The organism is Bacillus sp. AF62 (assembly GCF_050312695.1).
GTDB lineage: Bacteria > Bacillota > Bacilli > Bacillales > Bacillaceae_G > Bacillus_A > Bacillus_A cereus.
This window is the reverse complement of sequence record NZ_JBNPJZ010000153.1, coordinates 18611-29449: the sequence shown is the minus strand read 5'-3', so window position 1 is coordinate 29449 and position 10839 is coordinate 18611. Positions and strand designations below refer to the sequence as shown.

Here is a 10839-nt window from a genome sequence, read left to right as displayed (position 1 = left end):
CTTCACTTGCTCCTTGTCTTACTGTTCCTGCTGTTTGACTTCCTTCACTTGCTCCTTGTCTTACTGTTCCTGCTGTTTGACTTCCTTCACTTGCTCCTTGTCTTACTGTTCCTGCTGTTGGATTTCCTTCACTCGCTCCATTTGATTTTCCAGCTTCTTTCATTTCATCTTGAAGACTTGTTGTTCCCGATTCTTGCCCATTCACTCCCCCTGGGTTTTCGTTCCCTCCTTTTTTCATGTCTTCTTGAATAGATGGCGTACCACCATTCTTTTTATCTTTTTCCTTATTTAAGTTACCTTTTTCTTTTTCATTTTTTGCTACATCATTACCATTTGCTTTTTTCTGATCCGCTTTTTTCATTTGATCTTGCAAGGACTCTTTATTTTCAGACTCATTCCCTTTTTTCAAACCGCTTATAAGCCCTGCCACGCCACCTGTTGCCATCGCTGCCGCACTTGCTGTTTTAGCTGCTGCAACACCAGTTCCTTCTGCTGCACCTTTCGCTCCTTTTCCAATCATATTTCCGAGACTCTTCATTGGTTTTGAGTTTGCGAGACTGCCAATTCCTTTACCAAGTGCGAAACCACCTACTAACATGCCCCAACTGCTCTTTAATCCAATATCTATTCCAAATAACCTTTCTACGACTGCCGGACCATCTAGAACTGCCATACTAAATGCCGCTAATGCAATCAGATACGGTACACCATTTAGTTTGTCATGGAGGAATGCCGTACCCATTAGATATAGCTTCAAAGATAGGAATATCATAATCGTTGCTATAAATATATTGAGAATATTAGATAATACAGCTTTTAACTTTTGGCCATTCGCAACATCGGCTGGTGCTAATATGTTCGCTAGCAAATAGTTAAATGCCAATTCATAAAATAATCTAGCTAACTTAATACTTACTAACAACAAAGTTAATCCTGTTATCAGTAAAGTAAAGAATATATTCCAGAAATTCCAATGCCAGCGATAATACTTTTCTGGGAAGAAATCAAACCATCCATCTTTTAATTCAGCTAAAGATGCAACTCCCATCCCATCCATTACTCTTTTATTTTTCAATATTTTTTGTCCTTCATCTGATAACTTTTTATCCTTTGCAAATTCAAAATCTTTATCTATTTTTTCAGTAATATCTATCTGCCTGATGTTTTTTTCTGGAATGTGATTCTTCGGATTCATATCTTCTTTCTTTTTCCATTTATTTTCATCTATTACTGCAATATCTGTTATGTTCTTCTTAATAATTTCATCACTTAAAGAACCCTTTTGTTCAGATTTCACAACTGCTATGGCATCATCGGTGAACTTATCAACCTTTGTCATACCCGTACTTAATAAACAAAGTACACTCAATGTTACGAAAATATTGATGATAATTTGAGAACGATTCATTTGTTTGTTCATAATAAACATATAGCCAATATATAAAAACGAAATGGCTAAAAGAACGACAAACAATGGATATAACATATCAACAAAATTTTGTATTTCCGGTGAATTAAAGAATCCTTTAATCCCTAGTATGGCATCTGTCACGCCTTCTAAAGCATCTACAACTAAAGATAAGCCTACAATTAGGAACCATCCTAGCCAACGTAATACATAATTCACGATATCTCCTACTTGAAGATAATCCGAGAACGCTTCTATAGTTTTTAAAATCTCTTCATCTTTCACTATTTACCCTCCTCTCATGCTTGCTATTGCCCTAATACTTCTTTTGCTGTCCAATTCACTCTCTCATTTAGTCTGTCGATACGAATAATCAATTTTCCTTTTTGTTCCCGATCTACTGAAAGGAAAAGAACCGCATCTTCTAGACCAAGAATGACCTCATTTTCTTCTGTTACAAATGGCGAGTAACTATCTAAAATCAATTGCATTTTATCCGTGATTGTCGGTATACACATTCCCTCTTCCTCCTTTATGTTTGAAATCAAAAAAGCACTCAATTATTTGAGTGCTTTCTAACTTGTTACTTGTTCTTTTTCTTCTAAATCACGCAAGATTCGATTAATCTTGTTTTCGACTGCTTGATAAACACTTTTGTCGATGTGGTCATTGTGAGCCAACATTTGAAATTCACTGTAAAACTCGCCCATTTCTTGATTTTCAACTTCATCTAATGACTTGCCTAACTGCGCTAAAAAGAACTTATCAACCAGTTTCAAAACCGCTAAATCAGATTCAAAAAATTCATTAACCGTTTTTTCCTTCCAATTTTCAATGGAAAGGGAATCAAACGGGCTGTCTTCCTGATGAAATGCCTCTTCCGGAATCTCTTCATCAATACCCATCATTGTTGGCTCTTCTACTGGCTGCGATGTCTCTACTGGTGGCAAATTTTCCTGTTCTGGTTCTGATGTTTTTTTCTCAATTTGTTCTGATTTTCTTTCTCCTAGAAAATCTACAATAAGTGATTTTGGATTTACATCATCATGTAGAGAATCAATATCTATATCTAAAATAGATTTATCTGTATCGAACTCTACGCCTAAGTACTCCCATCTGTATTTTAAGGCTGTTTCTCCCGTATTATAAATCGGGCGAGGTCTAATCCGTTTTCTGTTATTATCCTGACGTTTTATGACACGAATAACAGCACTTTCTCCTTCTTTAAAATTCATAAGTTCATTTGCTGTTAACAGTGGGCGTTGGTCTAGACCTTCCGTTTTATTTTTATCAGTAGAAAGACCTTTCCCACTTCGGGAAGGTAGGTTAATCGTCTGATTCCCTAGTTTTTTGGATACTTTTTCGGCGGTTTCTTGATCGTTTGTTAGAATGTAGATGGTATTCCCACAGTTTCCATCAATCGTATCTGCATCTTCACCATACTTATTTTTTAATTGTGCATATGCCTGGATGATAAGGTTAAAGCGAACATTCCTACCAAGACAAACCGTGATAATATTTGCCATTCCTTCAATACTCGGCATATTTCCAAACTCATCCAGGCAAAAAACCACTTCACGGTGACATTTCCCTCCACGAGCGAGGGATGCACCCTTTGCCAATATAAAATAAAGCTGTCTTACAAAAATAGAAGCAATGACATGGTTCGAAGAATCAAAGTCTGGTGTAATCATAAACATAGCTACTGGCTTATCGAAATAATCCACTTTTGTTATTTTCATATCTTCATGTTCTTCTACTACTTTAAATTCTGTATGACCCGTTTTTTCATCTATTTTTGTAATAGTAATAGATGTTTTCGTTTGAGGGTTTTCTTTTTCATTACATTGAATGGTATCTCCAACTTGTATTACTTGTTTGAAATCTAATGCAAAACGTCCTGTAATATCTGCCTTGATAGACTCCTTTGAGCCATCTGGAAATACAATGTCTACTCGTTTTCTAGGTGTCACTTTTCCTTTTATCGTTTTTCCAAAACCGACACGTTTTAAATCCACACTATTTTTTGCGGTCATTTTAGCGATTTCATCAAATGTAAAAATAGAAAGTCCGTTCATTGTTTGAGTGAAAATTCCGCCTCGTGTCGTTCCTTTTGAGAAGTTTGAGGTTGCATATTGCATCTTTGCAACGCTATCCGCTGGTAAGCCTTCAAAGTATAAATCTAATGCATTTTGTGGATCTGCTTCTGGATCTACGATTACCTCTTTTGAACCAAGTTCTGATAACATATTTGCAACTGCATACATTGTGATTTTTTCTTCTGTACCTTCCGCAATACATTTATCTGTAACGGCTAATATCATGGCGTTACACAAGCTCATAGCGCACTGTTGCCAAAAAGGATCTTTTACAGTTGGGTTGTAATACAAAGTGTGTGAGAGTGTCTTACATAATGCTTGTGCCGTTGAATAATCTCCATCTTTATAGGCATCTTTGACAAGCTGCAATAAGTTATAACTCATAGAATCAAGTGGAGTTAACAGGTTCAAAACTTCAATGTGATAACCTCGTTCTTCCAGCGTTTCTTTCGATGCGCTGAACAATTCCCCCTTTGGATCATTAAAAATTAGGGAGGGGTTATGTTCCGCTCTAGAATAGACATCAATTGTAGGAAATACATAGGTTTCCCCTTTACCAGAGCGTGTTGTACCAATAATTAAGTTGTTTACCGGGCTATCATCAATGAATACCTTATCACCTAGTCGGGAGATAACAACACCACCGCCACCTTTAAATGATTCCTCTCGATCTGGTACAGCTCGGTATTGCTTTTTCAACTCTTCAACTGTTGTAAAACGACTAGAACCTTTCTGATGATTATTTAAGTTTTTAAAGGAAGATTTCAGCTTATACACCGTTCTTGCAATGGTTCCAATTACTACAAGGAAAACAAGCACGTAGTAAATTGGATGTTCTGCAATTGGCATCCGAAAAAGAAATCCTATCTCCATATGAAACGGTTTGGGATGTAATAAATCACTAAAAGTTGTTTCTATCAGCTCTAAGGATAAGTTGAGTAAAAAATTAGCGATTAAAAACATTCCAACAAACAAAAAAGCACTCAATGGAATGAGTACTTCTTTTTCAGCTAATTTATATTTGATTGATATCTTTTCACTATACATATCAAAGCATCACCTCTGTTCAATCCAGCTTCAAATTAAAAAGGTACTCTTTTTATGAGTACCTCTTACCTCTTTGGCAAAATCAGTTGTTTTCTCTTTATTTACTCGCTACCATCTTTTCATTTTGTTTCAGAACTGGCTTTTCTTGATTCGTTGGTTTTTCCGGTTCTGTTGGCTTCTCTGGATTTGTTGGCTTTTCCGGTTCTGTTGGCTTCTCTGGATTTGTTGGCTTTTCCGGTTCTGTTGGCTTCTCTGGATTTGTTGGCTTTTCCGGTTCTGTTGGCTTCTCTGGATTTGTTGGCTTTTCCGGTTCTGTTGGCTTCTCTGGATTTGTTGGCTTTTCCGGTTCTGTTGGCTTCTCTGGTTTTGTTGGTTTCTCTGGCTCTGTCGGCTTCTCTGGTTCTGTTGGCTTTTCTGGATCTGTTGGTTTCTCTGGCTCTGTCGGCTTCTCTGGTTCTGTTGGTTTCTCTGGCTCTGTCGGCTTCTCTGGTTCTGTTGGCTTTTCTGGATCTGTTGGTTTCTCTGGTTCTGTTGGTTTCTCTGGTTCTGTTGGTTTCTCTGGTTCTGTTGGTTTCTCTGGTTCTGTTGGCTTCTCTGGTTCTGTTGGCTTCTCTGGTTCTGTCGGTTTCTCTGGATTTGTTGGTTTTTCTGGCTCTGTTGGTTTTTCTGGATTTGTTGGTTTTTCTGGCTCTGTTGGTTTCTCTGGATTTGTTGGTTTTTCTGGCTCTGTTGGTTTCTCTGGATTTGTTGGTTTTTCTGGCTCTGTTGGTTTTTCCGGCTCTATTGGTGGCTTCAGTTTTTCTGTCCCTGTATTTTCCGTATTACCATTCTCCCCCTCCGTTATAATTGGTGGATTCACAATTGTATCTGGTTTCTTCTCTGGTGGAAGAATATCACCTATACTCGCTACTGAAGAATCAATATTTTGATCACCGAATGCAAAATGATCTCCATTCACGGTGACTTGTGGCTTATTATCTGTAATAGCTGCAATCACATTATCTTTTGTTGTATCTTGAAGTGTTTTATCTGTTGTTTCTTTATCAAAGAGTGCTAGAACACGAGAAGTGGTGTCATCCCCATTTTGAAGATTACTTACAATAGATTTTTCCTTAAAATTAATTTTTGATTTATCCAGCTCTTCGAGTACATAAGCAACTTCATTATCCTTACTTTGAATTGCATTCTCTGTAATTGCTTCAAAATCTTGTTTGTTCAGATCTTCTTTCTTTTCCTCCGGCTTATTCTTATCTACTTTTTTTGTAATAGCTGATTTACTTTTTGATGATTCCTTACTTCCAAACCAACTGCAACCTGTCGTACTTAATATCAATGAACCACCAAGAAAAACAATTCCCATTTTTTTGTACAGATTCTCATAATTTAAAGGCATGTTATTCTCTCCCCCTTAGATGTTCTGTAGATCTTTATCAATTTTTTCAATCTTAGCTTTCTTTTCCTCTTCACTTATCGTAGATTGTTGAATATCTCGTTTCTCTAATTCTTTGACCTCTTTCATTACGTTTTTATTTCCTTGCGTTTTGGCAAAAGAATAACAATCTTCATATTTTTTTAGATTTACAAAAGCTTCAACAATTAGTTTTTCACGTCTACCGTCCATATTGACTTTCCCCTTAAGCTTAATTACCTCCTCATATTTCTTATTAAGCGCTGCCTTTTCAAAGTCGATTACATCATTTTTGACATCAATTTCATTGATTTTATTCATGTTGTCTATCCCAATAAAATAAGCAACCACACTTTCTGCAAATTTCGGCTCATATTGTAATGCCTTATTTGCCTTTCCGTTTAATAAATAAGTAAATAAAACTGCCTTCTGACTATCTTTATCTAATTCTGTGTAATCGACCTTATCGAAGTATTTAACGGCTTCTCCATACTGCTGAATGGCTGCCTGTTGTAATCCTTTTACTACATATTGTTCAGAGCCAGCATTTGCACTCGAAACTGGTTCGGAAGAGAATAACTTAAAGGCAAATATGGCACCAGCTCCAATTAACACCACGCTTCCTATGACACTCGCAATAATCTTAAATCCTTTTCTATTTTCCTTTCCAGTCTTTACTTGTGGCTCTATTTCATTCGATGGACTATAAGAGGGTTCTTCCTTTCTTACTGGTAATTCTTCTTGATATTCATATTCTTCATGAAAAGGAGAATCATTGATTTCCCTTTCTAACGTTTCTAACAGCTCCTTCTTTTGTTCCTCTTGTTCCGGATCTAATTGCATCACATTCATTTTTTTAGAAATGTGATCTGCATATCTCGAACCAAGTGATAACGTACCGTTATAAATTTCATTGGAATGACCATCTAACAAATCGAAATCAATATGTTCTTGCCGCCCTGCCTCTCTATAAACTCGTTCTAATCGCTTCGTTAAGATATAAGCTTCATGAAACGAATATTGCTTATCCGATTCAATTTCTGTTCCATTGCTACTCTTAAAAATGACAAACATGGCTTCTCCTTTCTTCCATTTGATTTTAAAGATTTTATTTAAAAATTCATTTTGAATATCAAGCAATCATCACCTTGAAAAAAATCATATTTAATATTTTCGTTCTCAATTGTTTTTAAGAGCAACTGCCATGTTTCACTTTTATCTATAACTAAATCTTTAATTTCTCGTAAAGTAAGTTTAGAAGTATCACAAATAAAATTATCTTTAATTAACCTTTTATAATTTTTAAACTTACTTTTGACTAATGCAAAACCTATTGCCTCCTTTAACCACTTGTAAAAAAATACGTCTGCTATCATATTAGCGAATTCAAAATCCGTTATAGTCTTTCCATATTGATCTTTAGCGAATTTAAAAATTAAAACATTTTCACCATATCCTAATTTCTCTTTTATTCGTGATTTTAAAAAATTTGTAGTAAATACATTATTTAAAAAGTGTTCAAAAGCCATTTTGTATATTTCCACTAATAATTGTTTTTCTTGTTGGACTTCAGCTTTCACTTTAGAAAATACAACTTCTTTATGTGTACAATTATTCATATCTTCATCTCCCTTCCTTAACAAAATTCAAATTCTAATAAAAAAAGGCAACAAAAAAAGCCATACCTTTTGCATAGCCTCCTCATTGCCTTAATTATATTTTTTCACTATTTCATCCAGAAAAACGGGAATAAGATTTGACCAAATTTCACATTGCTATTTACGCTCTCTGCTAAGTATTGGCATCCCATTACGATAACAAGTCCGGCTGCCCCACCAAGAAACCACCAAATACATTTATGTCTTCCTCGTTCACCGCCCCAAATTAGTAGATAAGCGCCCCAGCAAAATACAATCGCTGTACTAACCATTGCCCCTCTTTGCATCCATGCAATAAAAGAATTACCTGTATTGATTAGACCATCCATCGCATCACCTAACACTAACATTTGAGATAATGTTTCCAACATTGACATATACATTCACTCCCTTTTCATTTTTAAAAGCTTATACGTTACTAAGCTGACTTGATTCATTCGCCTTGCTTTCTTCTTTCACTTCTGTTGATGTTGCTTTATAAGCCTGTAAAGCTTTCATTACTAAATCTTGATTTTCTTCAATGTATTTCTGATGATGTAAATGAAGCCAATGGTTATAATCCTGACCATTGGCTCTTAATAGGTTTGCTACCATATCTTTTTCTTTTTTTAATTCCCTTTGCGTAATCGCCACTGTATCACCACCTTTCAATGATTATGTGATTACTTCTGATATTGCTCTTTGCAATTTCGGATGAAATAGGTAACTTCTTTTTCAAGTTCGGATTCTTTAAATGTGGAAAAATCAATATCTTTTTTCAATTTCCCTTTTTCATAATAAGCAAGCGCATCTCTTCTTTGTGATAATCCCCAATCATAAGGATTACTTGAAGGTGGAACCGCCTCACTTTCTTCATCTAACTCTTGTATCTGTACTTTTTCTTCCTGCGCTGCTTTTTTTATAATATGAAGCCAATTCTCTCTTTTTTTCTTAGTAGAATTTAGCATAACAAAACCTGTTCCATCCTCACTCATAAATTTCTTCATTTCTAACGGACTAAGTTCCATTACTTCCCCTTTTCCCGAACCAAAGACAAATGTTGAACCAATACCAATTGCAATTAACAGTCCAACAATAGCGGAAATGATCCACCCTTTACGACTCATGCATGTTCCTCCCTATGTCATATTTTTATAAGCGATTTTGAAGTGTGATGAGACACATTTTAACTTCAACATCTGTCTTTATTTTATAACATTTAAAGGAAAGTGGGATAGAAAATGGAAATATCATTTATGGCTGGAATGACGAACCCTGTATTGGCATGCGTATAGAGACTAATCCCGACCTAGCTTCTATATGCCCAATACCGCACTACGTATTTTGGCGTGAACGTAGAACCTTATGTATCTACTGTTGTGATGTTCCTCGCTTCTTCAGAATGTCAAAATGGGATATTCCTCACGAGTACTGACACAAACAGGTCTTTGATACACTGCATTTCCCAGTGGTCACAGATGAGTTTTACGATCTTACTCACCCAACGATAATCGTATACCTAACCCCTCTAGTGACCTTTCGAAGGGAGGCACGCATATATATTGAAAGCCGTATATCATCCTTTTACATCAATACTGAAAGGAAAAGATACGCAATATATATCTAAATTGTCAAAGAGCAACTTACTTTGTGCTATGTTCTCAGCACACTTCAAAATCGCTTTTTTTATTTACATTTTTGTTTGAAAGCTACTAATTCCGCATGTTTATTTTTTCGTTTAGCAATTAAGTTTTGATGTTCATTTCTAACCGAGCGCACTTGATAATAAATTTGAGCCACCTTTTCAATGCTTCCTGTGCTATTTTCAATTGCTATCGTGCCTTTCAGTTCGTATGTTTTTCCATCAAAAGTTTTAACACTATGAGCTTGTGATGCCGCAATATCATAAAATGTGAGTCTTTTTTCTTTTCCCATATGAACGCCTCCTATTTTTGATAAAGAAGGGAGAAAAACGCTTCTCCCTTGTCTAGTTTTCTAGCCATCTAGATAGGATGAAATAGTGAACGAGTGCTTTAGATCATGCTAGGATTGTTGTGTTGTACGAAGTGATAATGCGTTGTGCTGCCTCTTTTCCGTATATGTGTTGTAATGCGGATTGAGATTCAACTACGATTGAATGCTGAATGTGGTATGTTGCGCTTTCTTTTAAAAACTGCTCCATATGAGGGATCGGGTACAAATCATATTGATGAAATACCAGGTGAATCGGTCTTATATTCTTGCATTCTGTTAGATATTGAAGAAAATTTGATAATGCTTCTCCTCTCTCTTGATACGTACTTATTTCCGTTTCTACACTGATGTACACAACGGATTTTTGTTTTAGATCCATTTGTAGCGTTTCATAACCAATTAATAAATCATGTTTGATGATGTGATACCCCTGCTTTCGTTTTTCGTGATGGGTATCTTCATAAAAGATACCTTTTGGATCAAAAATGAAAATAAAATCGTTGGCGTTTTCTTTCACACCTTCTATGACCGTTTTATAAGCTCCAAAACGAGCTTTTATCACACCTGCAACCTTTTCCCCTTCATTCAGTTCTTTCAACGCTCTTATCACCTTTGTATACTTCTTAGCTACGCCTAACATGCGTTGCACTCCTTCCTATTTCATTTTCCCCTTATGATTACTACTGAAACCAAAAATACTCTCTCTCTCAGGATTTAATTTTTCACGCTGATATTTTTCTAGATTGTATAGCAATGTAACAATTATCGTATCCCTTGTTTCTTCTGAATAAAAACCCAGTTCATGAAATATATGGTACGCTGGATGTTCCTTTTTAAGCGAATCCACTACTTCTACCAAATTTGCCTCGCTTTTATATAATTTTTCTGTGAACTCAATAGCCTTTTTCACATCAAGGTAATACAAACTTTTATGTCGCTGATTCAGATACAGAATACTTCCTGCCAATAATTTTGTAGCGTATTCTATACAATAATCATGCTGTTTTATTGGTTTAATTACAGTTTGTGCGATTGAGAAAGCTTGCATAAGTTCTTTAGAAAGCAAATCACCTATATGATAACCCGTTCCTTTTCCGATTTCCCCTACATACACATGATTTTTTTCCTTATTCGTTTCATATATATTTTTTATATCCAATGGATTAATAGAGCTTTGTTTAACATTACCAAGGTTGATTCCTGACATTTCATTTCATCTCCCTTTCGGTTTTTTATATTTTGCTCCCTATCCAAAAAACAACAATC

11 protein-coding genes and 1 pseudogene are annotated in these 10839 nt (G+C 35.6%); all 12 read right to left on the bottom strand.

All coding sequences use genetic code 11. The features are described from left to right. On the bottom strand, nucleotides 1-1693 hold a 1693-nt coding region (locus tag ACQRBL_RS30890), incomplete at its 3' end, for a pLS20_p028 family conjugation system transmembrane protein (RefSeq protein ID WP_427736279.1). Between the two features lie 23 nt (nucleotides 1694-1716). Then, entirely contained in the window at nucleotides 1717-1926 is a 210-nt protein-coding gene (locus ACQRBL_RS30885; RefSeq protein WP_048533900.1) for a hypothetical protein, read from the bottom strand. A 57-nt stretch (nucleotides 1927-1983) separates the two neighbouring features. After that, nucleotides 1984-4554 carry a VirD4-like conjugal transfer protein, CD1115 family gene (locus ACQRBL_RS30880; RefSeq protein ID WP_411996530.1) on the bottom strand — a complete coding sequence of 857 codons (2571 nt, stop codon included), beginning with the start codon at nucleotides 4552-4554 and terminating at the stop codon, nucleotides 1984-1986. Between the two features lie 97 nt (nucleotides 4555-4651). Further along, complete coding sequence (locus ACQRBL_RS30875) at nucleotides 4652-5947, bottom strand: hypothetical protein (protein ID WP_427736276.1); 1296 nt, start codon at nucleotides 5945-5947, stop codon at nucleotides 4652-4654. Nucleotides 5948-5962: 15 nt separating this feature from the next. Continuing rightward, nucleotides 5963-7036: a hypothetical protein gene (locus ACQRBL_RS30870; RefSeq protein WP_411996532.1), complete on the bottom strand. Its 1074-nt coding sequence runs from the start codon at nucleotides 7034-7036 to the stop codon at nucleotides 5963-5965. A gap of 38 nt (nucleotides 7037-7074) precedes the next feature. Beyond that, entirely contained in the window at nucleotides 7075-7581 is a 507-nt protein-coding gene (locus tag ACQRBL_RS30865; protein WP_411996533.1) for a hypothetical protein, read from the bottom strand. Nucleotides 7582-7688: 107 nt separating this feature from the next. Then, nucleotides 7689-7997, bottom strand: a complete 309-nt coding sequence (locus ACQRBL_RS30860) for a hypothetical protein (RefSeq protein WP_000062187.1) — start codon at nucleotides 7995-7997, stop codon at nucleotides 7689-7691. Between the two features lie 31 nt (nucleotides 7998-8028). Further along, nucleotides 8029-8253: a hypothetical protein gene (locus ACQRBL_RS30855; protein WP_144641002.1), complete on the bottom strand. Its 225-nt coding sequence runs from the start codon at nucleotides 8251-8253 to the stop codon at nucleotides 8029-8031. Nucleotides 8254-8282: 29 nt separating this feature from the next. Continuing rightward, nucleotides 8283-8726, bottom strand: coding sequence for a hypothetical protein (locus ACQRBL_RS30850; RefSeq protein WP_144641004.1), 444 nt, complete (start codon nucleotides 8724-8726; stop codon nucleotides 8283-8285). Nucleotides 8727-9285: 559 nt separating this feature from the next. After that, a complete protein-coding gene (locus tag ACQRBL_RS30845) occupies nucleotides 9286-9534 on the bottom strand; it encodes a hypothetical protein (RefSeq protein ID WP_411996534.1) in 249 nt (82 codons plus the stop codon). A 103-nt stretch (nucleotides 9535-9637) separates the two neighbouring features. Beyond that, a complete protein-coding gene (locus ACQRBL_RS30840; protein WP_144641007.1) occupies nucleotides 9638-10213 on the bottom strand; it encodes a hypothetical protein in 576 nt (191 codons plus the stop codon). A gap of 40 nt (nucleotides 10214-10253) precedes the next feature. Then, nucleotides 10254-10780 (bottom strand): annotated as a pseudogene (locus tag ACQRBL_RS30835) (TRAG family protein). Nucleotides 10781-10839: the final 59 nt, after the last annotated feature.